Genomic DNA, 23,760 nt, shown 5'->3' on the forward strand with positions numbered 1-23,760 from the left:
CGAGGGGAACGCCACTCATGCACAGCAAGGCCGAAGGGCTTCCCGGCGGCGGCCGGGCACCGGCCCATCGCCGCGAGGATCACCGCTTCATCACCGGAGGCGGCCGCTACTCGGACGATTTCAACCTGCCCGGCCAGGCCCACGCCGCCTTCGTCCGGTCCGACCATGCGCATGGTCTGCTGCGCGGGCTCGATGTGGAAGCGGCGCGCCGGGCGCCCGGCGTGATTGGCGTCTTCATCGGCGAGGATCTGCGCGCTGCCGGAGTTGGGCCGCTGCAGCGCCTGCCGCTGCGGAACTTCGTCCTGACTCGCGACGTCGCGACCCCACGGCCCGGCCTGGCGCAGGATCGCGTGCGCTATGTCGGCGAGCCCATCGCCCTGGTCGTCGCGGAATCACTCAATGCCGCACGCGACGCGGCCGAACTGATCACCGCGGATATCGAGGCGCTGCCCGCCGTCACCGACGTTGCTCTCGCGGTGGAACCGGATGCGCCGCAACTCTGGCCGGACGCATCACGAAACACCACGATCCAGTGGCAGAGCGGCGAGCCGGAGGCGATCGACCGCGCCTTCGCCGAGGCGGCCCACGTCACCCGCCTGAGGCTGGTCAACAGCCGCATCTTCGCCAACCCGATCGAGCCGCGCAGTTGCATCACATCCTATGACGAGGCGGCCGACCGGCTCGAATGGCTGACGCCCAGCCAGGGTTCCGAATACATGCTGCGCGTGCTGTGCGACCAGATCTTCCATGTGCCGGACGAGCGCATCCACATCCGCACCCATGACGTCGGTGGCGCCTTCGGCGTGAAGGAGCAGCCCTATCCGGAAGATATCGCGCTGCTGCATGCGGCACGCGCGCTGCGCCGCCCCGTGAAGTGGCGTGCTACACGCAGCGACAACCTGATCTCTGACAACCACGCGCGCGACGCCGTGATCGACTGCGCGCTGGCGCTCGATGCGGAGGGGCGCTTCCTCGCGGTCAGGGCCTCCATCCTGGCCGGCATGGGGGCCTACTTCGCCTGCAACGGACCGAACGCCTCGATCCGCAACACCAGCTACGGCCTGCCGCAGGCCTATCTCACCCCGCTCAGCCATACCCGGGTGGATTGCGTGATGACCAACACAGCGCCGATCGGTCCCTACCGTGGTGCCGGGCGGGAGCAGGCCGCCTACATCGTGGAGCGACTGGTCGATGAATCCGCACGCCAACTCGGCATCGACCGCATCGCGCTGCGCCGGCGCAACCTGATCCCGCCTTCGGCCATTCCCTATCGCACCCCCTCCGGCCGGCTGTACGACAGCGGCGAGTTCGAGGCGGTGCTCGACCAGGCACTGGTCCAGGCGGATTGGGATGGCTTCGCTGCGCGGCGCAGGACGAGCGAGCAAGCCGGCCTGATCCGCGGCCAGGGCATTTCCTGCTTCCTGGAGAATGTCGGCGGCTTCAACCACGAGGGGTCGCATATTCGCTTCACCGAGGATGGACGCGTGCTGCTGGTGGTCGCTACGCAGTCGCAGGGCCAGAGCCACGAGACCACCTTCCCGCAGGTCGTCGCCGCGCGGCTGGGAATCCCCTACGGCCAGGTGGAACTGCGGCAGGGCGACAGCGCCGACAAGCCCGTGGGCTTCGCGACCGTCGGCTCGCGCTCCATGATCATGGCCGGATCGGCGCTTGCCAATACCTGCGCCATCATCATCGAGAAGGGCCGCAGGGCCGCAGCCCATTTGCTGGAGGCAGCGGAGGCGGATATCGAATTCGACGCCGGCAGCTTCCGTGTCGCCGGAACTGACCGGGCCATCCCACTACTCGATCTTGCGCGACTGGTCGGCAAGGGACCCGGGTGGCCGGAAGACCTGCCGGGAACGCTCGATTCCACCGGCGACTACACCGCGCCCGATATGCACTTCCCCAACGGGTGCCACATCTGCGAAGTGGAGATCGACCCCAGCACCGGCCGCATCTCGGTCGAGCGTTATGTCGCCGTCGACGACGTCGGGACCATGATCAACCCGCGCATCGTACATGGGCAGGTGCAGGGGGGCGTGGCGCAGGGGCTGGGCCAAGTCCTCATGGAGCATTGCCAGTACAACGAGGACGGCCAGTTCCTGACGGGCTCCTTGATGGATTACGCGCTGCCCCGCGCCAGCGACCTGCCCGCAATCGGCACGGATTTTCATCCTGTGCCCTCGCCGAAGAATCCTCTCGGGGTAAAAGGCGCGGGCGAATGCGGAGTTACGGGATCGCTGCCCGCGCTGATGAACGCTGTCGCAGATGCATTGTCCAGCGTCGGCGCCTCGCCGTTGATCGACATGCCTGTGACGGCCGAGAAGGTCTGGCGTGCGCTGGACGCCGTCCGCCAACCCGGTTGAAGCCTGGGTCACATTCCGGTTGATGTATGATGCTCTACTAGGCTGTTGTAGGATCGACTTCGCGTGCACTTCCCAGAGCGTTGGTCCACTCGGGAAGACCTGCTTGCCACGGGCGAGCAGAGGCTTGCCGCAATGGCGGGACAACCGCCGAGATCGCCACTGCGAGGGGAGGGCAGGGGCTGTCTGTCACCAGGGTGCGTGCGACCGTCCCACCGCAAATGCACAGTAGGCAGCACGGAAGCTCAGCACTCGTTGAATGTGGAGGCCTGAGCAGGTGATCTTCGATTTCTCAGTGAGCGCGGTTGGGCAGTGTCGGACCTCGCAACCGACATTCTGGGATGGTCGGACAAGCTCAGATCGTGGCAGCAGGACGCTCTGCGGCGCCTTGCCGCGGCAGCGCCGGAAGAGGTGGCTTTCCGAAGAAACTCGCTGCGCTACCAGCACTGGGGTTCGATGCTGCTCGTGGCGGCGGTGCTTTGTATCGCGGTTGCGGCAGGCGATTCCTTCGCGACATTGCGCCGCGAATGCCGAGCGGAATGGTGATACAAGCCGTCCCAACATCGCCTCGGTCGACAGTTCCATACCGCCGGCGGAAGCATGATGCGCGCGCGAGCCATGATGCAGCACTGATGCCGAGACCAGCCCGAGCTATGGCGGTGGGATCAGCGGAGCGCATCAGGCAGCAAGCAAGTGCGCCTACAAAAGGCTGAGATGGAGACGCACGAAAGTGGCCGCTGTTCCGAGCAGGGCACGTGAGTCCACGAAAACGGTGGCCATCTGCGACGTGGCGAGGAACAGCACGGCGTAGAACAAGCCGCGATGCCGAAGTGCCAGCACCTCCACCTTGCGGTCCAGTGATTGCGGCACCGGCAGGCTCACGACGGCCAGCATGACCAGGGTCCCGATGATGGCGCCGGCAATGATGTCCCCGGGATAGTGCATGCCGAAGTAGACACGTGGCAGGCAACTGGTCAGCAGCGCCCAGACCATCGCCAGAATGCCGAGGCCGCGATGCCCCAGGAAAACGGCGGTGGCCATCGCAAAGGCGAGCACCGCGTGGTCGCTGGGGAAGGAACTCAGCCCTTCCAGGATGGCGGGGTCAAATTCATCGAATAGCACGAAGCCACGCTCGATCAGTGCCGGGTCATGTGCCGGCCGCAGGCGCGCTGGCAGCAGGTTCTGCATGGCGCGGGCCACCGCGACAGCGAGCAAAACACCCGACACGATCTGTAGGATGACGGCGGGCCGGGTTTGACTGTGAGTGCGATGCCAACTCCACCACAATAGCGCGACGAGAACACCGCCCTTCAGAAGGTGGGAGTGCGCCACTCTCAGGGCCAGGTGGTCGAAACTCCAGCTTGTTCCAACCCAGCCGTTGATGAAAAGGAACAGCGACTCATCAAGCGCCAGCATACCGCCTCCGTGGCTCCCTGCTGCGTGGAGGGGGTCGGCGTCTCCACCAGGTCTAATAATATTTCTTATCCATGACAGACAAGTTACGCCACCCCGTGCGCCGCGGTCCGCGCGGAAACTTCTGCGGACAGTCAGGTGCCGCTGCTGTCGATGCCGGGGACACAACACCGGAAGGTCGTCGCCAAACTTTACACCACCTCGAATCTGTGGACTGCCGGATTGAAATCCCATTCATTAATAAGCGCTTGCGATCGTGGCACACGTTTTGCTCTATCCCAGCAAAGGCGCCTGATTTGTTGGCGGCCCCAGATAGGACGAACGATCATGAAGAAGGCTCTCCTCGGCGCCGTTGCAGCCGTCGCTCTCGCGGCAGCACCCGCTCTCGCCGGCCCGATCGCGCCGGGCAGCACGCTGTCCATCGTTGGCGTCAACACCGTCACCCCGACCTCGATCAGCTTCCCCTCGAACGGCTCCCTGTTCGTCAGCACCGGCACCTTCTCCGGCCTCGGCACCTGCTTCGGCTGCGTGGAACTGAGCAACATCACCATCTCCCCGACGGTGTCGTCCGGCCAGATCTTCACGATCAGCAATGCCGGCCTGACCACCACCTTCACGCTGAACCCGGGCGCCTCGACGACCACTGTCGGCAGCGCGCCGGGCGCCGTCGACATCATCGGCACAGGCACCGTGACGCTGACCGGCTATGACCCGACGCAGGCGAACTTCGTGTTCTCCACGCAGTCCGGCTTCCCGACCGAGGTGACGTTCTCGGCGACCGTCGATGCCGTCGCGGTGCCGGAGCCGGCGTCTCTGGCGCTGTTCGGTGCCGGCCTGCTGGGCCTCGGCCTGGCGCGCCGCGCGCGGGCCAAGAAGGCCTGACCTTCGGCCCCTGGCTGACGTGACTTCAGGAACGCGCGTCCGGCACATCGCCGGGCGCGCGTTTCGCTTCTGGCGCTTCGCGTGTGAGATGAACTCCCGCATCCAAGGATGAGCGGCTTGACGCCCCCTGTTGAACGGGCGCGTCGAGTGGATGTGCGGGCTGCACTGGCCTGCTGGCCATCCAGCGCTCGTCGGACCCCATCGCCGCCGACGCTCTGCCCTCAGCTTGGACTCCACAGCCTGCTGGCGTCACAGCCTGCCTGGGGAATGTACCTGTTCCGCCAGCGTGCAGAGTCAGATATCGAGCCCAGTTTTCGCTGGTGTAGCTGGGGTGCAGAGCTCGTACCGTTCGGCTAGGAGCGCGGCATAAAGGGACTAGTTGCCTTCGCCACGCGAGGCTTGCGCGCCACTAAAATTAAACTTAAATACAGATTTACAACTTCAAGTAATTCCTATGCAAAATTGCACTGGATTATGCTCCAGCTCCATCGTCTAATCTAAGTCCTAATTTTCCTGCGGTATCAAACAATCTAGACTTGTTCTCTATCTGGATTTATAGCCGCGTGCGGATTGTTGCGGGGCGCGTGATGGTAAGCTTGGTTTGGCTTCGGGCTTTAGCGCTGCAGTTGGTCTCGGCCGACCACAGCGGATGAGGCGACACCTCCTCCTGGGGCAGCGTGGCAGCCCGGTCAGTGCGATGAGGGAGGCCTCCCCCGGCCTGTTGGCTCGCCTTGCCAAGGTCCAGGCCTCGGCCATCTTCGCCCTGTCGGGCGCTGCCTTCGGTATCGGTACGCTGCTGCTCGCCCGCGTCATGCCGGTGCCGGAATTTGGCCGCTTCGCATGGGCCATCGCCCTGTTCAACATCTTCGCGGTCATTGCGCCGCTCGGCCTGGACCAGGTCATGCTGCGGCATTCCATCCGGGTGGGCGGGCGCCTGCTGAAGGTCCTGGTGCTGGCCGGCATGGGGATGGGCGCCGGCGTCGCATTCGGCGTCACCTCGCTGGCTGGATTTCCCTGGACCGAGGCCGCCCTGCTGGCCCTGGCGATCAGCTCCGGCGGCGTCATCTTTGCTGTCGCGGCCGGGCTTCGCGCGGCCTTCCGCGAGCTCGCCGCCCTGCTGGTGCTGACCACTGCCAACTGGCTGCTGCTGGGCATCGGGCTGCTCGCCCTGGTCGTGCCCATGCAGGATTCGTTGGTGCCGCTGGCCCTGTACGCCGCCGGGGAGGCCATGGCGGCCTGCATTGCCTGGGCGATGCTGCTTCGCGGCCGCGGCAGCGCGCCAGCTCCCGCCACACCCATCCCGTGGCCCGAAGCCGTGTCCTTCCTCGGCATCGCGGCGATCGGCACCATTATGCTCCAGCTGGAGCGGCTGCTGGTGCCGGCGGCGCTGGGTTTCGAGCCGCTCGCGCTGTTCAGCGTTCTGGCCTCGGTCGCCATCTTTCCCTTCCGCCTGATCACCGCCAGCGCCGGCTTCGGGCTGGTGCCGCGGTTGCGGGCGACCTCCGACACTGCGCTGCGACGCCGTCTGGTACGCAGCGAGCTGCTGTCCATTGCTGTCCTGCTGACCGGCGCCTCGATCTGCGTGATTTTGGCGGCGCCAGTCGTCACGACACTGGTGACGGAGGGGCGCTACGAGATCGGCGGCAGCCTGGTTCTCGCCGCCTGCGCCAACGGTTCCTCCAAGGTCCTGCAGGCTGTCCCGCGGGCGATCCTGACCGGATGCGGCAAGGCGCGGGATATAGCTGCGCTGAACCGCCTAGGCTGGCTTGGCCTGGCCATGAGCACCCTCTGCGCCCTGGTGCTGGGGGGATGGGGGCTGGAGGGGATCATCTGGGGCGTGGCGCTGGGCAGCCTGGCCGGCAGCCTTCCGGCGGCAGCGCTTGCACGCCGTCGACTTGGCGGCACGGGATGAGGGGGATGCGATTGGGCAGTACCTCAGACTGCGACATGAAACAGCGCGATAATTGAGTTAAGATAAAAATCCGCTGCTAGATCATTTAGGAGACAGGAATGCTATTTTTGTCTAGACTACATGAATGATAGGCAATATGAGAGCGCATCGAAACGGTTTCTGGATATCCCAATGACGTTTTGGAGCGGCATAGCGGCCTCAGGGCCAATGCTGATCCTGATCGGGCTGCTGACGAGTTTCGCCGGACGGGTTCGGATTTTCCGATACCCCGCCGTCTCAACATCCTCTCCCGCTCCGCTCCCGACGATCTGTTCAGATGCCCATCCGCAACACCAGGCACTGGCGCCTGACCGAGATCTGGAAGCAGCGACCGATCGTCGCCTCGCCCTGGTGGACGAACAGGCTTGCCGAGTCATCGGCGAGCTTCTCCGGACGCATCCGGATCCGGCGCGGGCCGTGTGGGAACAGGGGATGGAGATGGCGAGCAGCGCCTTGCCGGACCTGACGGATGCCGAATGGCGTGCCGCCTGCAATCGCAACTACTGGCCGCTCTACCAGACCGCCGTCGAGGCCCTGGAAGCCAAGGCGGCCGCGCCGTCGTCCCTCATGCCGCGTGCAGCAACCCGCCCCGCGGACACTCTCACGCTCTGCGCGCCATGATCATTCATCTCGGCAGGGCCGCCCGAGCGCGCCTGCAACCCGTGCTGGATGGCATGGTGTTGGTCATCGTGTGCTTTGCAACCGGACATGCGGTGGCGAGTGTGGCGCTCTGGCTCGTCTCCCTGCCGCTCGGGCCGTCCGGCATGGAGATGGCCGACACCACCTGGGCCTTCTTCCGGTGGGGGCTGGGCCTGGTCCTGGTGGCCGTGGCCCTGTCGAAGCGGATGGGGGGCGAATGACCTGCTCCTATTCGCCCGCTTGGTCTTGCTCTCAGGCGGTGATGCGGTCGAAGCGGATCAGCACCGGGTTGCCCACGACTTTCGTCGTGCCCAGGGCCCGCAGCATCCCTTCCGCCCAGCGCAGGACACCGAAGCGGCCCAGAACCCGATGCGCCAGCATCGGCAGGACGAGCTGCTTGTAGGTCGCAACCGGCGCAAAGCCGCTCGCCGCGAAAGCCTCCCGAACCTCGGAATTACGGAAGGTCCGGTAGGTGCGCGTGTCGTGTTCGACCGCCCGCTTCAGCGGTAAGGCCACCAGGGAAAGCGCGTTCGGGCTGGCGGAGGTGGGGTAGTCGATCACCACGTTCTGCCGGGCGACGCGGCACATCTCCGCCACCAGGCCGCGCCAATTCTCCAAATGTGCCATCAGGCGAATGCTGACGACAGCATCGAAATGCCGGTCGGTGAGCCGCATGCCTCAGGTCATGCCAATGGCAGACCTGCGCCGCCAAATCCGGAGGGGGGGAGCTGGCACGGGCTCGCCAGCATGCGCGTCCTGACTGCTCAAGGGTCAGGACTCATTGCTCACGCCTGAAGGTGACGGTGGCGGCGAGGGTGATGGCGCCGAAGAAGGTGTGGGCGCAGCGGGCCTGGCGCATTGCGATGCGGCGCCAGTCTTCGATCCTGCCGAACATGTTCTCGATGCGGTGGCGCTGGCGGTAGAGCGCGATGTCATGCGGGATGGGCAATTTTGCGGATGCGCGTTGCGGGTGTTCAGGGCACTGCCCTGAACGGGGGTAGTGCCCTTTGTCCTTCGGGGCGGTGCGGAAGCGACCGCTGTCATAGCCGCGGTCGCCGATGAGTTCTCGTGCGGGCGGCAGGTGGGGTAGCACCAGGGCGGCGTCGCGATGGTCACTGGTCTGCTCCTCGCTCAGCAGCATGAGGACGGGGCGGCCCTGGCCGTCGCAGACGGCGTGGAGCTTGGAGGTCAGGCCGCCCTTGGTACGGCCGATATTGCGGGGAAAAGCCCCTTCTTGAGCAGGCTGGCTGCGATACTGTGGGCCTTCAGCTCGGTGCTATCGATCATCAGCCGATCGCGCGGCCCGGCCTCGGCAGCCGAGGCGGCTCCAGCGCACGAAGCGATTGTAGAGGGTCTTGTGCAGCCTGTAGGCAGCGGGCGCATCGCGCCACTGCAGTCCGTGTCGGATGACGTAGAGAATGCCGCTGACCACTCGGCGATCATCCACCCGCGGCGGACCGTGCGAGCGCGGACATGGGGCGACAGGCGGCGCATCTGGATGGAGCGTCAGCAGGAACGGCGGTGCGGACAGGGCGGGACCTCCGCCACATCCAGAATCATGAGCCGTCGCGTCGCGGCAAGCGATTGATGGGTCCTGAACCTAGGCGCGCTTCTCCACCGCCGTCAGCAGGCAGCCGGGCCGCGCCGTGTGGATGTTCACATGGCGCGTGCGCGGGTCCGCCAGCGCCCGCTCCAGCGGCGCCGCGACCTCCCCGCCCTCGACCACCTGGCCGAGGTCGTACAGGCACAGATCCTCGGCATCGTAGGCACGGATGGACACCAGGCCGTTCGCCAGCACGATCGGCGCGACCTCGTCCTCCGCCGTGAAGCGCGCGCAGTCCGCGGCATTCGCGTGCAGGAAGATCGGGCTCGGCGTCCAGTAGACGCCCTGTGGCCGGGGCAGGTCGTAGCTGCCGAGCAGCATCTCCTCGCTGGCCTGCCCGAGTCGCAGGCAGTGACGGCAGGGGAAGCCGGGGCCGTCCACCACACGGTGCAGCAGCGCGTTGCCATGGTCGTCGCGGCCGGTCTCGCGCCAGCGTGTCGCGGTCTCGGTGGAAATGGGCAGGCAGCGGAAGCGGGTCATGGCGTGGGCTCCTTCGGACATGGGGATGCCCGGACCGGGCGCCGCCGCGCCATCCGGCCGTTGCGCCGGCTCGCCATTCAGCCGCTGAATGAGGCCGATCGGAACGCCGCCGCTGCAAGCCACCGGCCGATCGCCTATCTCACCGCTCGACAGACAGCGGCCCCGGCGCATCGCCCCGGCCCAGCGGGAGACCCTTCCGATGATCGACGTGCGACCCTTCGCCACCCTCGGTGGCGCCAACCATGGTTGGCTCAACGCGAAGCACCACTTCTCCTTCGCGAACTACCATGACCCGAAGCGCATGAGCTGGGGCAAGCTGCGCGTCTGGAACGATGACGAGATCGCCGCCGGCACTGGCTTCGACGCGCATCCGCACCGCGACATGGAAATCATCACCTATGTCCGGGAGGGCGCGATCACTCACAAGGACAACCTCGGCAACGAGGGCCGCACCGCGGCGGGCGACGTGCAGATCATGTCCGCCGGCACCGGCGTCGTGCATGCGGAGTACAACCTGGAACCCGAGACGACGAAGATCTTCCAGATCTGGATCATGCCGGATATCCGCGGCGCCAAGCCGAACTGGGGTGCCAAGGAGTTCCCGAAGGCAACCCGGGAAGCCGGCTTCGAGGTTCTGGCCTCCGGTCGTCCAGGCGATGCAGGCACCGGCGCGCTGCCGCTCAACGTCAATGGCGCGGTGATGGCGGCGACCCTGGCCAAGGGGCAGACCCTGACGCAGGACCTGGCTCCCGGCCGCGCCGCCTATCTGGTGGTGGCCAAGGGCGCTGCCACGGTGAACGGGGCGGCGCTGGCGGAGCGGGACGGCGCCGGCATCGTGGACGAGCCGGCCTTCACCATCACCGCCGAGGAGGATGCGGAGCTGGTGCTGGTGGAAGTGGCCAAGGAATGAGGATGGCCCCGGGGCGCGCGACGCGCCCCGAGCTGTGGGACGTGTTGCGTCTCAGCTCAATCATTTCTTAACGCTTGCATTCAATTTGAGGCAGCGTCTTTATCGTTTCGGTTCGAGTCTTGGCCGCACCGGAGCGCCCCATGCAGATTGCTATCGTCACCGTCCTTCGCGGCGCCCAGAACGGCTTCATCACGCTGGAGCCGATCTGGCTGTTTACCGCGGGACCGGAACAGACCGTTTCGCTCGACGTGGCGGATTGGGGTGATGGAGCCAGCGAGGTCTTCACGCCGCAGGTGCCCTCCTTCGCCTTCACCCACTCCCATGTCTATGCGGGTGCGCCCGGCCAGCCGCTTGCGCTCGACAGCGTTGCCCGCTTCAACGTGACGATCCTCGACGTGCCAGCCATCTCGGTCCAGGAGGTCTCCCTCTATCTGGCACCGGACGCGGTCGCGGGTGTGTCGCTGACCATGGAGCCGGAGCGCCGCAGCCTGGTGGTTCTTGGCGTTGGCGGCAGTACGGTCGTCGGCGGCGCGCAGGAGGATACCGTTTATGGCAGCTCTGGCGGCGACCTGTTGTCGGGCCGTGCCGGCAACGACCTGATCGATGCAGCGGGCGGCGACAACACGCTCCTCGGCGGCGCAGGCAACGACACGCTCGCGGCCGGGGACGGCGATGACCGCCTGGTTGGCGGCTTCGGCGACGACATCCTCACTGGCGGTGGCGGCAACGATACCCTGACCGGTGGCGACGGCGCGGACGTCCTGTATGGCGTCTCGGGCGCGAACGCCCTGATCGGCGGCGCCGGCAACGACCAGATCATCGGTGGGACCGGGGACGACCGGATCCGTGGCGATGCCGGTGCCGATTCGATCTGGGGCGGTGCCGGCGACGAGCGCATCCAGGGCAATGATGGCGACGACCTGATCTACGGCGAGGATGGCCATGACCTGCTGAACGGCGGGTCAGGGGCCGACACGCTGAATGGCGGCTATGGCGACAACACGCTCCTGGGTGGCGAAGGCCACGATCTGCTGGTGGGCGGCTGGGACAACGACCTGATCAATGGTGGCGCTGGCAACGACTACCTCATTGGTGGCGCCGGCAACGACACGTTGCTCGGCGCTGCCGGCGCAGACACCTTCTATGGCGGGACCGGCGCCGATCTGCACCAGACCCAGGCCGACGGGGCGCAGGATGTCTTCATGTTCGTCGACCGCGCGGATGGCGGCGATGTCATCCGCGGCTTCGTCAGCGGCGAGGATGTCATCCGCATCTTCTTCGGGACGGCCGGGCCGCTGGTACAGGGCGTGGCACCCGTGGCCGGCGCGGAATCGACGCTGCTGTTCAACACCACCAACGGTGCGCTGCGTTTCGACATGGATGGTCTGGGCGGCGATGACCCGGTGCTGATCGCGACGCTGCGCGGCGTGACTGCCCTGGCGGATGGCGACGTGATCTTCGGCTGATCAGGGCAACTCAGGCGGGCGCCAGGATCAGTCCCAGCGCCATCCGCAGGACGCCGACCGGGTCCCGCCCCGGGCCGCGCGCGACCAGCGCGCGGTGGCAGCCCGGCAGCACCACCTGGCGCGCACCGGGCAGCAGGGCGGAGGCGACGGGCACCAGCCCGTCATTCGGCCCGGCGCCCTGCGCCCGCATCCAGCGCGTCAGCGGGCGATAGAGCCCGTCGCGCCAATCGCTGCCTTCGGGGCTGAGTTCGGATGCCAGCGTGAGGACCGGCAGGCCGGCGGCCAGCGCCGCCACCTGCGGCGCATGGGCGCGCATCCAGGCCTGCCGCGTCGGCGTCGTCAGATCGCGCAGGCCGCGCCCGGTTCCGAGGCGCGACAGCCGGGCGAGATGATGCACCGCCATCAGCACCGGCCGCCGCGCCAGCAGCAGATCCGCGACCGGCGAGCCGAAGAAGGGCGATTGCAACGCGATGAAGCCGTGGCAGCGCGCCGCCATGCCGGGCACCAGCAGGGCCGCCAGCGCCTCCAGCCCGCCCTTGGAATGCCCGATCAGGATGGCCGGGCGCGCATCGGACAGGATGGCCGCGGCGATCCGGCCGGCATTCACGCCGACCGGTGCTGCGGTCGGCAGCTTCACCACCTGCACCGCGACGCCGAGGCCGGTGAGCCAGGCCAGCTGCCCGCCCATGTAGTCCATGCCCACGGGGGCGAGGCCGGCGATGACCTCGCCCAGCAGGCCGTAGCACAGCAGCACTCGTGTGCCCGACAGATGCCGTGCGAGCGCCGCGTCGTCCATGGTCAGTCGCCCATGCTCAGTCGAGGGCGACGACCTGCTTGCCGAAGTTGCGTCCCTCCAGCATGCCGATGAAGGCGGCGGGGGCGGCGGCGAGGCCGTGCGCCACATCTTCCCGCCACTGCATCCGGCCGGCCTTCATGTGGCCCAGCATCTCTGCGCGGAACTGCGGGTAGCGCGGCCAGCCGGTGTCGGAGACGATGAAGCCCTGGATCCGCAACCGCTTGCGCACCGCCGGGCCGAGATTCGGCCCGGGCGGCGCGCCGTGGGCCGCGAGGCCGGAGGCAGTGTTGTACTGCGCGATGACGCCGCACATCACCATGCGGCCGAATTCGCGCAGCCGCGGGAACACCGCTGCCTGCACCGCGCCGCCGACATTCTCCCAGTAAACGTCGATGCCATCCGGGCAGGCGGCATCGAGCTGCGCGTCGAGGTCGCCACGGTGATCCACCGTCGCGTCGAAGCCGAGCGTGTCCCTGACGAATTCGCATTTCCGCGGACCGCCGGCGATGCCGACGACGCGGCAGCCGCGGATCTTGGCCAATTGCCCGACCACCTGTCCGACGGCGCCGGACGCGGCGGAGACCACCACCGTCTCGCCTGCCTTGGGCTCGCCGATATCGGCCAGCCCGACCCAGGCGGTCAGCCCCGGCATGCCGAGCACGCCGAGCGCGGTGGAGGGCGGCGCCTCGTTCGCGTCGATCGGGATCAGCGCCTTGGCCGGGCGCGCCGAATAGGTCTGCCAGCCGAAGCCGCCGAGCACCCAGTCGCCTTCCTTGAACCGCCCGTCGCGGCTGGCCGCCACCTGGCCCACCGCCTGGCATTCCATGACGGCGCCGAGCGCCACCGGCGCGGAGTAGGACTTCACATCGTCCATCCGGCCGCGCTGATAGGGATCGAGTGAGATGAAGCGATGCCGCACCAGCACCTCGCCCTCCCGCGGTTCCGGCAGCGCGGTCTCCACCAGGCTGAAATCCCCCGGCACCGGTGCGCCCTTCGGGCGACGGGCGAGCAGGATCTGCGGGTTCATCGTCATGCCATGGTTCCTTCGGTATGGCCTTCAGCCATGCGCGCGCGAGAGCGCCTCGTCCACCGCCGCGGCGATGCGGGTCGCGTCGTTGTCATCGGCGAGGGAGCCGACGATGTGGCCGACCGCTGAGCGCGGGATGGCGGCGGTCGGCAGGATGTCGGGAATGACCGGGCGATCCCGCACCTTGTAGCGAGGCAGGGTTGCTGGCGCGCGAAGCGGCGCGGCTTCGGTGGCATCGTCAGCGGCGCTACCAGCCGGGTCGGCACGTGGTCATGGGAACGGGACTGCAGCACGACCAGAAACGGCACGCCCGCACGGCCGCGGCCGATGTTCCGATGCACGTCGAACTGCGCCATCAGAAGCTGCGGTCATCCTCGGCCCAATGGCCGTGCGTCTCGATGAAGTCACTGGTGAAGCGGGCATGCGCCTCCGCATCCTGCCGCCGTTGCGCCAGCCTGCTATCCTGTTCCGCGAGACGCGCCGCGAGCAGGCGTTCCTTGGTGCCGGGCCGGTCGCGGGTCGGCTTCTCGGCGCGCTGCACCAGCGCCGCGTCCAGCTCCACTGGGCGTTTGCCGCCGGGGAAGGGGGCGTTCATCGCTGCTCCTGCGCCTTGCGCGGGTTGAAGCTACGCATGCGGTGTGCGGGCCACAATCACTCCCGCTCCCGCAGCCAATCCTCTGTCGTCTTCGCCACCGGGCGGGCCGGACCGGCATAGGGGTCCACCGCGCCGTCCGTCGCGGCGAAGGCGCGGCAATCCTCGCACAGGCGCAGCAGGGCCAGCTGCCTGCCGTCCCGGAACATCCAGTGGCCGCTCTCGGTCAGCTTGCGGGACACGCGGTCGATCTGCGACTTCACGCCGAAGGGCTTGGCGCAATTGTCGCAGCAGAACGGCGCTTCCTCCTTCACCACCCGCATCCGCGCGGCGTCGGGCGCCAGGTTCAGGCGCGGCTCCAGCGTGATGACCTTCTCCGGGCAGGTGGTGGCGCATAGCCCGCACTGCACGCAGGCATCCTCCAGGAAGCGGAGCTGCGGCGTCTCCGGATTGGCGGTGAAGGCGCCAGTCGGACAGACCATCGTGCAGGCTAGGCACAGCGTGCAGCCCGCCACCTCCACCCGCGCCTCCCCGAACGGCGCCAGCGCCGGCATCGGCAGCACGGCGTCGCGGCGCTGCATCCCCTCCGCCAGCGCCCGCCCGGCCTGGCGCAGCACTTCCCGCCCAGCGCCGAGTGCCACGAAGGTCGCCGGAGGGAAGGGCAGGCCGCGGCGTGGCAGGGCGCGCAGCGCCTCGCCGAGCGTGAAGGGGTCGTCGGTCTCGATCGCGGCGGCGCGCGGCGCGCCATGGTCCGGCACGCCCAGGCCGGCCAGGACCTGTTCGGAAAAGCCCAGGTTGCGGAACACGCCCTCCGTCCCGTGCGCGCGCCGGCCGTGCATCAGCACGCGGATCTGCGCCGCGCCCCAGGCGAAGCCGGACAGGAAGAAGGCGAGGTCGAGCTGCGAGACCTCGTTCACCCGCAGCGGCAGCACGCGGGCCGGCAGGCCCTCCCCGGCGCGGGCCAGGGCCTCGATCAGCGCCTCGCCATGCGCGTCATGCACCAGCACGACGGGCGAGGTTCCCTCCGCCTCGCGGTAGGTCAGCAGCAGCGCGCGCAGCCGGCGCAGCAGGCTGTCCGAGGAGGGCAGGGCGTAGCTCGCCGCCCCGGTCGGGCAAACCGCGGCGCAGGCGCCGCAGCCGGCGCAGATCTCGGCGGAAATCACCACGCTGTCGCGACCCGGCGTAATAGCCCCGGTCGGGCACAGGTCCAGGCATCGCGTGCAGGCGGTGCGACGGTTGCGGCTGTGGGCACACAGGCCGGCCTCGAAGGTGACGAAGCGCGGCTTGTCGAATTCGCCCACCAGGTCGCGCGCCTGGGCAATCGCCGCCTCCACCGCTGCCGCATCGGCCGGGTCCGCGCGCAGATAGCCCTGGCGCACCTCGGAGGCCGGGAACAGCGCGGCGCCGCCGGTGAGATCGAGCAGCACGTCGCACTGGCTCACCGCGCCGTCGCGCCGCGGCCCCCATTCATAGGCGCTGCGGGAGGAGGGGCGGGGCAGGGCGTGGCCATCCACCACCACCTCGAAGGCGCCGAGCCAGCCTGTCGCCGCCCGCGCCCGCCCGCGCGCCACAGGAAATTCGGCCGATCGCAGCGGCGCCACGGCCTCCGCCCCGGTCAGCAGCACGGTCACGTCCAGCGTGCCGGCCAGGCGCTCCGCCGCCCGCAGCGCCACCTCGTCCCGGCCGAGGACCAGGGTCACGCCCTCGCTTTTCAGCGGCACCAGCGGCGTGGGTGGCATCGGCACGGCGGCGGCGGCGATCAGGGCGGCCATCTTCGGCCCGGCAGCGCGGCCCTCGTCGGACCAGCCGGCGGTCTCGCGGATGTTCACGAAGGAAAGCGGGCGGGTAAAGCCGGCATCCTCCGCCACCTCGGAGAACAGGGGCGCCTGCGCGGTGCAGGCGACGGTCACCGGCACATCCTCGGCCAGCGCGGCGCGGAAGCGGTCGAGCTGGGACAGGCATAGTTGTTCCGCCAGGCGCAGCGATGCGGTCTCGCCCCCCCTGGCGCAGCCGCGCGAAATGGCGCGGCCATCCAGCGTCATGCTGTCCTCGCAGGTGCAGGCGAAGGTGATCGCGGGCTGGGTCATGCAACCTCGTTCCAGGCCGGGCCTAGGCCCGGGCATTGCCCGCGCATATATCCCCGCCACCCCGCCGTTGCGAGGGTTGCCGGGAGACACACGCCAGGTGCCGATGGACCTTCCCGACCTGCCGACCGTCTTCACCCCCGTGGTCCCGCTGCGCGAGGGCGGCGATGCGCTGTCCCGCGCCGTGGCGCTCGCCCCGGTGCAGGGCGCCGGCACACTGGTCTGGGTGCGGTCCCTGGCGCGGATCGAGGCGGCGGTGGTGCTGGAACCCGAGGCACCGCTCGCCGCCGCCCGCCCGGCGCTGTTCGCCGCCGCCAGCGCGCTGGCCGATGCGCTCGGTGCCTATGGCCCGGCGGAGGTGCCCCTGACGCTGCGCTGGCCCGCGACCATTCGAATCAACGCCGCGGAGGTGGGCCGCGCCCGCCTCGCCTGGCCGCCCGGTGCGCCGGAGGATGCGGTGCCGGATTGGCTGGTGGTCGGCATCGAGGCGCGGCTGATCTTCCCGGAAGGTTGGGAGCCCGGCCACGGCCTGCACCAGACCGCGCTCCGCGAGGAAGGCTGGACCGAGGAGGAATTGTCGGCCGCCGACCTCACCGCCGCCTGGGCGCGGCACCTGATGGCCGGCCTGGCCGAATGGCAGCACCCCGGCCCGCGCGGCGGTTTCGCCCGATTGGCGGAACGCTACCTCGCCCGGCTGGAAGCTGAGCCCTGGATGGGGGACGCCCGGCGCGGCCTGGACCCGGCGAGCGGCGCGCTGGTGACCGAACGCGACGGCAGCCGCACCCTGCACGCCCTGACGGAGGCCCTGGCGCAACCCGCATGACCCGCTTCCTGCCGCGCACCCTGCGCCTCGATCCTTCCGATACCGTCATCTTCAAGCATCCGGCCGAGCCCGGCGAATGGGCCGTGCCCGGCGGCTTCGCCTTCTGGGACGAGGCGCCGGAGGCACTGTCGGGCAAGCGCCGGCAGGCCTTCCGGGGCGGCTTCCTGGCCCTCGGCTCCTTCGGCTGGTCCACGCTGGTCGAGGTTGCCGAGATATCGCCGGATGCGTGGAATGCCGCCCTGGCCGCGCTCGCCGGGCACATCCGCGCGCAATACGGCGCGCCGGACGACGCGGCGGCGGAAGCCGCGGCGCGGGAGGAACTGGCCTTCGCCGCCAGCCTCTGCGACCACCCGCCCGGCACCGTGCTCGCCCTGAGCCGCATCCTGGAGGGCGGCGAGGTGCGGGAGCGGTTTCGCACGCTGCACCGGCGGGACGTGCCGCATACCCAGTTCACCACCCTGCCGGTGTTCAGCCTGGCGCCCGAGGACGAGCCCGTGGAGCATCCCGACCTGACCAGCCTCGGGAAGCGCCCATGACCGCGCCCCCCGGTACCGCGCCCCCCGGTCTGGCACCCCCCGGTCTGGCGCCCCCCGGTCTGGCGCCCCCCGGTCTGGCGCCGGGCGATTTCTGGGTCGCCGCCGGCCACCACCTGTGCGACCGCGATGACCAGGGCCGAATCCTCGGCACGCCCGACCTGTGGCGCGCCTTCTGCGCCCGGCCGGAGCTGGTGCCGCCGCCGGAGGCCTGCCCGGCGGAACGCGCGCTGCACGCGGCGCTGCTGCTGGACCCGATGCGCAAGGTGGGCGCGGCGGAACTGGCCGGGCTTGCAGACCCCGACGCGGCCGAGAATTTCCAGGTCTTCCTCGCCTTCCGCGACCGCGTCGCGGCGCAGCCGAGCCTGGAGGCCGCCTGGCTGGATCTGTACCGGCAGGGCGTGCAGGGCGTGCCGCCCATCTTCCTGCAGATGCTGACGCACCTGGTCGCCCGCGCCGCACTGGAGGGTGAATCGGATGCCTTCACCCTGCGCGCCGCCGAATTGCTGTTCCGCCCGCAGCGCGCCGCCATCCACCACGGCGCCCTGCTGCTGGCCGATGAGGAAGTCCTCGACATCCGCGGCGGCGATGGCGGCTTCGGCACGCTGGGGCAATTGCTGACGGAGGCTGGGTCCCCGCCGCGCGAGGTCGAGCTCGACGTGCTGTCGGAGGAGAATGCGGCGCTCTACCCCGGCCGGTCCGATGCGCATGACTTCGCCCTCGACATCGCCGAGAACCGTCCCGGCCAGCACGGCTTGGCCCGGGCGCTGGAGCGCTTCATCGGCCATGTCATGGGCGAGCCCGTGGCGATCCGCCCGGTGCCGGTGATCGAGGACCGCAACTGGACCTGGCATGTCGGCCTGGATGCGGAAGCGACCGCCATCGCCAACGATCTGTGGCAGGGAAAGAAGGTGAAGCAGGCGCGGCTGGCGCGCATTCTCTGGCTCGGCGTGCTGGAGTTCCAGGACGCATCCCGCGTGCTGCCGCGCGTGGCGGGGAAGCCGGTGTATCTGGCGCTGGCCATGGACGCTGCCCAAAAGCTGCGGATGAAGCCGCAGAACCTGGTCGCTGGCCTGCCGCTGCGGACGCGGGAGACCGGCGCGTGACGCGCTCCCACAACCCGGACAGCCTGTTCATCCCGCTCGCCGTGCTGGTGGAGCGCCGGCCGGGCGTGACGCGCTGGGCGGAACACGCCTGGCGCGCGATCGAGGTGCTGGAGGAAGCTCCCGAACTGCCGCCCTGGACCGTGCTGCGGGAGGAACCTGGCCGAACCGTGTTCTTCGCCGGCCGCGCGGAGGTGGCGCTGTACCCGACCGACACTGACAACTACCGGCACAACCTGGCCTCCGCCCAGCCGCTGGTGTGGGTGCTGCTGCGGCCGGCGGAGACCGCCAGCGGCTGGACCCTGCAGACCGTGACGGCCGATCCGGGGGAGGCGCATCTCTATGCCGATGTCGGGCAGGACCTGCTGGAATCGCTGCCGATGCCGGCCGGGCTGCACGCCGTGATGACGGATTTCATCGCCCGCCACCACAAGGAACGCGGCTTCTGGAAGCGCAAGCGGGACCGCGCCGACCCGGAGGCGCTGGCGCATCGCTCACGCCTGGAGGAGCCGGAGGCATGATCCCGGAGGAGGACGATGCCGGCTTCCTCACGCGCTGGTCACGTCGCAAGCGGGCGGCCGAGGCGACGCCCGAAGCCGTGCCGCTGGACGCACCGCGGGACACGCCGGAATCCCTGGCACCGGAACCCCTGGCACCGAAGACCCAGGCCTGCCCGATTCCGGGCCTGCCGGAGATCGACCTGTCGCTGCTGCCCAAGGTCGAGGACCTCACGGCCGGCAGCGACTTCTCGTTGTTCCTGCGCCCCGGCATCCCGGCTGCGCTCCGCAGCGCGGCATTGCGACGGATGTGGAGCCTGGACCCGGCGATTCGCGATTTCATCGGGCCGGCTGACTACGCCTGGGACTACAACAACCCCGCCGGCCTGCCGCCCGGTTTTTCGCTGGAGATCGGGGAGGGGGTGAAGAAGCTGCTCGCTCAGGTGATTGGCGAGCCGGACGAGGACGCGCCGCCGGAGCCGGACGGCGAGGAACCGCTCGCGACGGAGCCCGAGGCGGACCCTCCCCAGGTGACCGCGGAGGCGCCGGCCGAGGCGCCTGAGCCGGCCGAGCCGGACCAGGAAGCCCTGCCGCCGCGGCGCCGGCACGGCGGCGCCATGCCCGTCTGAAGGTGCCGCTGTTCGGCCGGGATCACTATCCGCCTTCAGTTGATTGCGAACGATTCTCAACACGTTATCAAGTGCTTGCGTTAGACGAGGCTTTACGCTTGTTTGCCTTGGCGATGGGTGCCGATGGTGGCTGGGGAGCCGCCCGTCCCGTCCCGAAAGTCCTTGATGCCGCGATGATGGAAGCGCAGGAACCGGCCACACTCGATCCCGTCGACGCGGAGAGGGCGCGGTTGTTCGCGTTGCTTGGCCGCCTGCTGGGCGCGGCGCCGGATGCCGGCCTGCTGATCCGGATGCGGGCGCTGCGCGGTGAACAGGGCGAACTCGGCGAAGCCTATGCGGCGCTGGCCGCCGCCGCCGGCCGCAGCACCGCGGAGACGACGGAGCGCGAGTTTTTCAACTTGTTCATCGGCGTCGGCCGCGGCGAGTTGCTGCCCTATGCCAGCTACTACCTGACCGGCTTCCTGCATGAACGGCCGTTGGCGGACCTGCGCGCCGATCTTGCGCGCCTCGGCATCGAGCGGGCGGAGGGCATCGCGGAGCCGGAGGATCACATCGCCTTCCTGTGCGAGGCCTATGCTGGCCTGGTCGCCGGCGCATTTCCGGGGGAGGCCGATGCCACCGCCCCATTCTTCACCCGCCACATCCGCCCCTGGGCCGCGCGCTTCTTCGCCGACCTGGAGAAGGCGGAGACGGCGGAGTTCTACCGCGCGGTCGGCCGGCTAGGCCGCCTGGCCGTGGAGTACGAGGCCGCGGCAGCGGACCTGCCCGCCTGATTTATGTCTGGGAGATGCCAAGATGAGCGAACAAGGCGCTGAAAAGCCCGTCCGGCGCGGATTCCTGAAAGCGCTCGGCCTCGGCACCGCCGCGGCCGCCGCAACGCCCGCCCTGGCGCAGCGCGCCGACAGCGTGCCGAGCCGTGAGGCGCGGAAGGAGAATGAGGGTCAGCGGCTCGCTGCCCGGTACAAGCCCGATTCGGCGCATGTGCAGGCCTTCTACCGCACCAATCGATACGAATAAGAAACCAGGAGCACGCCAGGATGTTGATCAAGCGCTCCGAGGGAAAGGCCGCACGCCAGCGCCTGTCCGCGGCCTACCAGGGACTTTCATCAGGCGGGCTGGACCGCCGCAGCTTCCTTCGTCAGGCGGGTTTCGCGGGTGCCGGCCTCGCCGCGCTCGGCTCGCTCGGCGCCTCCCGCGCCCAGGCGGCGCCAGGGGCGGCGATGGGCGTGCATGACCATGCGCGGCCCGTGCAGCGCATCAAGAACATCTGCACCCATTGCTCGGTCGGGTGCTCCGTCGTCGCGGAGGTGCAGAACGGCGTCTGGGTGGGGCAGGAGCCGGCCTGGGCCAGCCCGATCAACCGCGGCACGCATTGCGCCAAGGGCGCCTCGGTGCGGGAGCTGGTGCATGGCGACCGGCGCCTGAAATACCCGATGAAGATGGTGAACGGGCAGTGGCAGCGCCTGTCCTGGGACGTCGCCTTGTCGGAAATCGCCGACAAGATGATGACGATCCGGCAGGAGTCGGGTCCGGACAGCATGTTCCTGCTGGGCAGCGCCAAGTTCTCGAACGAGGGCGCCTACCTGTTCCGCAAGTTCGCGGCCTTCTGGGGAACCAACAGCGTCGACCATCAGGCGCGCATCTGCCACTCGACCACGGTTGCCGGCGTCGCCAACACCTGGGGCTACGGCGCGCAGACCAACTCCTACAACGACATCCGCAATTCCAAGACCATGATCATCATGGGCGGGAACCCGGCGGAGGCGCATCCGGTCAGCCTGCAGCACGTGCTGTCGGGCAAGGAACGCAACCGCGCGAACCTGATCGTCATCGACCCGCGCTTCACCCGCACGGCCGCACACGCCAATGAATATGTCCGCATCCGGCCGGGCACGGACATCCCGATCATCTGGGGCATGCTGCACCACATTTTCGCGAATGGATGGGAGGACAAGCAGTTCATCGCCCAGCGCGTCTACGGCATGGACCAGATCCGCGCCGAATGCGCGAAGTGGACGCCGGAGGAGGTGGAGCGTGTCACCGGCGTGCCGGGTGCGCAGTTGAGGAAGGTGGCGGAAGCCTTCGCGACGCAGAAGCCGGCGACGCTGATCTGGTGCATGGGCGCGACGCAGAAGACCGTCGGCACGGCGAATGTCCGCGCCTTCTCGATCCTGCTGCTGGCCACCGGCAATGTCGGCGCCGACGGCACCGGGGCCAACATCTTCCGTGGCCACTGCAACGTGCAGGGCGCCACCGACTTCGGCCTCGATGTGACCACGCTGCCGGCCTACTATGGGCTCGACGAGAACGCCTGGCGGCATTGGTCGCGCGTCTGGAACGTGCGCTACGAGGACATGGTCGCCCGCTTCGACAGCCCGGCGATGATGGGTACGCCGGGCATCCCGACGACGCGGTATTTCGACGCGATCACGCTGCCCAAGGACCAGATCCAGCAGCGCGACCGCCTGCGCGGCATGCTGGTTGTGGGCCATGGCGGCAACACCGTCACCCGCATGCCGGAGGCGGTCAAAGGCCTTGAGGCGCTGGACCTGCTGGTCGTCGCCGACCCGCACCCCACCACCTTCGCCGTGCTGTCGAACCGGAAGGACAATACCTACCTGCTGCCGGCCAGCACGCAGTTCGAATGCGACGGCAGCCGCAGCGCCTCCAACCGTTCGTTGCAGTGGGGCAGCCGCATCGTCGCCCCGCTGTTCGAATCCAAGACCGACTACGAGATGATGTACCGCCTGGCCGGCGCGCTGGATGCCGCCGCCGAACGCAAGAACATGCCGGTCCGGATCCGGGAGGAGATGTTCAAGCCTTACGAGATCAAGGACAACGCGCCGACCGCCGAGAGCATCCTGCGCGAGATCAACCGCGGCTCGCTCAGCACCGGCTATTCCGGGCAGTCGCCGGAACGCCTGAAGCTGCACATGGAACACCAGGACAAGTTCGACCTGGTGACACTGCGCGGCGCCGCGGGCTCGCCGGTCGAGAACGAGTTCTACGGCCTGCCCTGGCCCTGCTGGGGCACGCCGGAGATGAAGCATCCCGGCACGCACATCCTGTACAACACGAACCTGCACGTGAAGAACGGCGGCGGCACCTTCCGCGCCCGCTTCGGCGTGGAACGCGAGGGCCAGACGCTGCTGGCGGAAGGCTCCTACTCGCTGGGGTCCGAAATCCAGGACGGCTACCCGGAATTCACCGTCGCCGTGCTCAAGCGCCTCGGCTGGTATGAGGAGCTGACGGCCGCGGAGCGCGGCTGGATCGAGAGCAACGGCGGCACCTTCTCCTGGGCCACCGACCTGTCCTGCGGCATCATCCGCGTGGCGATGGAACATGGCTGCGTGCCCTACGGCAACGCCAAGGCCCGCGCCGTGGCGTGGAACCTGCCGGACCCGGTGCCGGTGCACCGGGAGCCGATCTACACGCCTCGCACCGACCTGATCGCGCAGTACCCGACGCTGCCGGACCGCCGCGGCTTCCGCCTGCCGCATCTCGGGCAATCCGTGCAGAACCGCTCCCGCCAGGTGGCGCCGGACTTCCCCATCATCCTCACCTCCGGCCGGCTGGTCGAATACGAGGGTGGCGGCGAGGAGACCCGCTCCAACAAGTGGCTGGCCGAGTTGCAGCAGGACATGTTCGTCGAGATCAACCCGGAGGATGCGCGCAGCCGCAACATCCGCGACGGCCAGTTCGTCTGGGTGCTGGGGCCGGAGAACAGTTCGAAGGCCCGCGTGAAGGCGCTGGTGACGGAACGCGTCGGACGTGGTGTGGCGTGGATGCCGTTCCACTTCGCCGGCTGGTTCCAGGGCGAGGACCAGCGCAGCAAATATCCGCAGGGCACCGACCCGATCGTGCTCGGCGAGAGCGTGAATACCGTGACCACCTATGGCTACGACCCGGTGACCTTCATGCAGGAAACCAAGGTCACCCTCTGCCAGATCCGGAGTGCCTGACATGGCG

At 68.7% G+C, this 23,760-nt stretch carries 24 protein-coding genes and 2 pseudogenes; 16 read left to right on the plus strand and 10 right to left on the minus strand.

The window, feature by feature from the left end; all coding sequences use genetic code 11:
• Positions 1 to 17: 17 nt before the first annotated feature.
• Positions 18 to 2,366 carry a xanthine dehydrogenase family protein molybdopterin-binding subunit gene (locus tag ACLF3G_RS13495; protein WP_430669899.1) on the plus strand — a complete coding sequence of 783 codons (2,349 nt, stop codon included), beginning with the start codon at positions 18 to 20 and terminating at the stop codon, positions 2,364 to 2,366.
• Between the two features lie 309 nt (positions 2,367 to 2,675).
• A complete protein-coding gene (locus tag ACLF3G_RS13500) occupies positions 2,676 to 2,909 on the plus strand; it encodes a hypothetical protein (protein ID WP_430669900.1) in 234 nt (77 codons plus the stop codon).
• A gap of 153 nt (positions 2,910 to 3,062) precedes the next feature.
• Here ACLF3G_RS13500 and ACLF3G_RS13505 read toward each other — a convergent pair whose 3' ends face one another.
• The gene (locus ACLF3G_RS13505) at positions 3,063 to 3,779 is read right to left on the minus strand and encodes a phosphatase PAP2 family protein (protein WP_430669901.1); all 717 of its coding nucleotides are present in this window, start codon (positions 3,777 to 3,779) and stop codon (positions 3,063 to 3,065) included.
• A 324-nt stretch (positions 3,780 to 4,103) separates the two neighbouring features.
• Here ACLF3G_RS13505 and ACLF3G_RS13510 point away from each other — a divergent pair, with 324 nt between their 5' ends.
• The 4 genes from ACLF3G_RS13510 (at position 4,104) to ACLF3G_RS13525 (ending at position 7,469) form a co-directional block, all read left to right on the plus strand.
• Complete coding sequence (locus tag ACLF3G_RS13510; RefSeq protein ID WP_430668692.1) at positions 4,104 to 4,658, plus strand: PEP-CTERM sorting domain-containing protein; 555 nt, start codon at positions 4,104 to 4,106, stop codon at positions 4,656 to 4,658.
• 697 nt (positions 4,659 to 5,355) lie between these two features.
• The gene (locus tag ACLF3G_RS13515) at positions 5,356 to 6,570 is read left to right on the plus strand and encodes a lipopolysaccharide biosynthesis protein (RefSeq protein WP_430669902.1); all 1,215 of its coding nucleotides are present in this window, start codon (positions 5,356 to 5,358) and stop codon (positions 6,568 to 6,570) included.
• 207 nt (positions 6,571 to 6,777) lie between these two features.
• The gene (locus ACLF3G_RS13520) at positions 6,778 to 7,230 is read left to right on the plus strand and encodes a hypothetical protein (protein ID WP_430669903.1); all 453 of its coding nucleotides are present in this window, start codon (positions 6,778 to 6,780) and stop codon (positions 7,228 to 7,230) included.
• The gene (locus ACLF3G_RS13525; protein ID WP_430669904.1) at positions 7,227 to 7,469 is read left to right on the plus strand and encodes a hypothetical protein; all 243 of its coding nucleotides are present in this window, start codon (positions 7,227 to 7,229) and stop codon (positions 7,467 to 7,469) included. Before ACLF3G_RS13520 ends, ACLF3G_RS13525 begins: the two co-directional genes overlap by 4 nt.
• 31 nt (positions 7,470 to 7,500) lie before the next feature.
• Here the strand turns inward: ACLF3G_RS13525 and ACLF3G_RS13530 are convergent, their stop codons facing one another.
• The 3 genes and pseudogenes from ACLF3G_RS13530 to ACLF3G_RS13540 form a co-directional block, all read right to left on the minus strand.
• The gene (locus tag ACLF3G_RS13530; protein ID WP_430669905.1) at positions 7,501 to 7,923 is read right to left on the minus strand and encodes a hypothetical protein; all 423 of its coding nucleotides are present in this window, start codon (positions 7,921 to 7,923) and stop codon (positions 7,501 to 7,503) included.
• 103 nt (positions 7,924 to 8,026) lie between these two features.
• A pseudogene (locus ACLF3G_RS13535) lies at positions 8,027 to 8,742 on the minus strand (IS5 family transposase).
• A gap of 106 nt (positions 8,743 to 8,848) precedes the next feature.
• Positions 8,849 to 9,331: a DUF1203 domain-containing protein gene (locus ACLF3G_RS13540; protein ID WP_430669906.1), complete on the minus strand. Its 483-nt coding sequence runs from the start codon at positions 9,329 to 9,331 to the stop codon at positions 8,849 to 8,851.
• 199 nt (positions 9,332 to 9,530) lie between these two features.
• On the opposite strand from ACLF3G_RS13540, the gene ACLF3G_RS13545 reads away from it, so the two are divergent.
• Together ACLF3G_RS13545 and ACLF3G_RS13550 are read left to right on the plus strand one after the other, a co-directional pair.
• Positions 9,531 to 10,241: a pirin family protein gene (locus ACLF3G_RS13545; RefSeq protein ID WP_430669907.1), complete on the plus strand. Its 711-nt coding sequence runs from the start codon at positions 9,531 to 9,533 to the stop codon at positions 10,239 to 10,241.
• 140 nt (positions 10,242 to 10,381) lie between these two features.
• Positions 10,382 to 11,707, plus strand: a complete 1,326-nt coding sequence (locus tag ACLF3G_RS13550; protein ID WP_430669908.1) for a calcium-binding protein — start codon at positions 10,382 to 10,384, stop codon at positions 11,705 to 11,707.
• Positions 11,708 to 11,717: 10 nt separating this feature from the next.
• Here ACLF3G_RS13550 and ACLF3G_RS13555 read toward each other — a convergent pair whose 3' ends face one another.
• From ACLF3G_RS13555 to ACLF3G_RS13580, 6 genes and pseudogenes are all read right to left on the minus strand, one after another.
• Positions 11,718 to 12,503: a hypothetical protein gene (locus tag ACLF3G_RS13555; protein ID WP_430669909.1), complete on the minus strand. Its 786-nt coding sequence runs from the start codon at positions 12,501 to 12,503 to the stop codon at positions 11,718 to 11,720.
• Between the two features lie 16 nt (positions 12,504 to 12,519).
• Positions 12,520 to 13,536, minus strand: a complete 1,017-nt coding sequence (locus tag ACLF3G_RS13560) for an NADP-dependent oxidoreductase (RefSeq protein WP_430669910.1) — start codon at positions 13,534 to 13,536, stop codon at positions 12,520 to 12,522.
• A gap of 24 nt (positions 13,537 to 13,560) precedes the next feature.
• Entirely contained in the window at positions 13,561 to 13,713 is a 153-nt protein-coding gene (locus ACLF3G_RS13565; RefSeq protein ID WP_430670049.1) for a hypothetical protein, read from the minus strand.
• Positions 13,714 to 13,769: 56 nt separating this feature from the next.
• Positions 13,770 to 13,886: pseudogene (locus ACLF3G_RS13570) on the minus strand (CcdB family protein); the annotation flags it as partial.
• Entirely contained in the window at positions 13,886 to 14,125 is a 240-nt protein-coding gene (locus tag ACLF3G_RS13575) for a hypothetical protein (protein ID WP_430669911.1), read from the minus strand. The gene ACLF3G_RS13575 and the pseudogene ACLF3G_RS13570, both read right to left, overlap by 1 nt.
• A 56-nt stretch (positions 14,126 to 14,181) precedes the next feature.
• Entirely contained in the window at positions 14,182 to 16,209 is a 2,028-nt protein-coding gene (locus ACLF3G_RS13580; protein WP_430669912.1) for a 4Fe-4S binding protein, read from the minus strand.
• Between the two features lie 103 nt (positions 16,210 to 16,312).
• Here ACLF3G_RS13580 and ACLF3G_RS13585 point away from each other — a divergent pair, with 103 nt between their 5' ends.
• From ACLF3G_RS13585 to ACLF3G_RS13620, 8 genes are all read left to right on the plus strand, one after another.
• On the plus strand, positions 16,313 to 17,029 hold the full coding sequence (locus tag ACLF3G_RS13585) for a biotin/lipoate--protein ligase family protein (protein WP_430669913.1): 717 nt from the start codon (positions 16,313 to 16,315) through the stop codon (positions 17,027 to 17,029).
• The gene (locus ACLF3G_RS13590) at positions 17,026 to 17,565 is read left to right on the plus strand and encodes a DUF6505 family protein (RefSeq protein ID WP_430669914.1); all 540 of its coding nucleotides are present in this window, start codon (positions 17,026 to 17,028) and stop codon (positions 17,563 to 17,565) included. Before ACLF3G_RS13585 ends, ACLF3G_RS13590 begins: the two co-directional genes overlap by 4 nt.
• Positions 17,562 to 18,668 carry a DUF6352 family protein gene (locus ACLF3G_RS13595; protein WP_430669915.1) on the plus strand — a complete coding sequence of 369 codons (1,107 nt, stop codon included), beginning with the start codon at positions 17,562 to 17,564 and terminating at the stop codon, positions 18,666 to 18,668. Before ACLF3G_RS13590 ends, ACLF3G_RS13595 begins: the two co-directional genes overlap by 4 nt.
• On the plus strand, positions 18,665 to 19,186 hold the full coding sequence (locus tag ACLF3G_RS13600) for a DUF3305 domain-containing protein (protein WP_430669916.1): 522 nt from the start codon (positions 18,665 to 18,667) through the stop codon (positions 19,184 to 19,186). The genes ACLF3G_RS13595 and ACLF3G_RS13600 overlap by 4 nt, the downstream gene beginning before the upstream one ends.
• Positions 19,183 to 19,791: a DUF3306 domain-containing protein gene (locus tag ACLF3G_RS13605; RefSeq protein ID WP_430669917.1), complete on the plus strand. Its 609-nt coding sequence runs from the start codon at positions 19,183 to 19,185 to the stop codon at positions 19,789 to 19,791. The genes ACLF3G_RS13600 and ACLF3G_RS13605 overlap by 4 nt, the downstream gene beginning before the upstream one ends.
• 173 nt (positions 19,792 to 19,964) lie before the next feature.
• Positions 19,965 to 20,564: a TorD/DmsD family molecular chaperone gene (locus ACLF3G_RS13610; RefSeq protein ID WP_430669918.1), complete on the plus strand. Its 600-nt coding sequence runs from the start codon at positions 19,965 to 19,967 to the stop codon at positions 20,562 to 20,564.
• A gap of 22 nt (positions 20,565 to 20,586) precedes the next feature.
• A complete protein-coding gene (locus ACLF3G_RS13615) occupies positions 20,587 to 20,808 on the plus strand; it encodes a twin-arginine translocation signal domain-containing protein (RefSeq protein ID WP_430669919.1) in 222 nt (73 codons plus the stop codon).
• Positions 20,809 to 20,828: 20 nt separating this feature from the next.
• A complete protein-coding gene (locus ACLF3G_RS13620) occupies positions 20,829 to 23,753 on the plus strand; it encodes a formate dehydrogenase subunit alpha (RefSeq protein ID WP_430669920.1) in 2,925 nt (974 codons plus the stop codon).
• Positions 23,754 to 23,760 lie beyond the last annotated feature (7 nt).

Source organism: Falsiroseomonas sp. HC035 (assembly GCF_050563525.1).
GTDB lineage: Bacteria > Pseudomonadota > Alphaproteobacteria > Acetobacterales > Acetobacteraceae > Falsiroseomonas.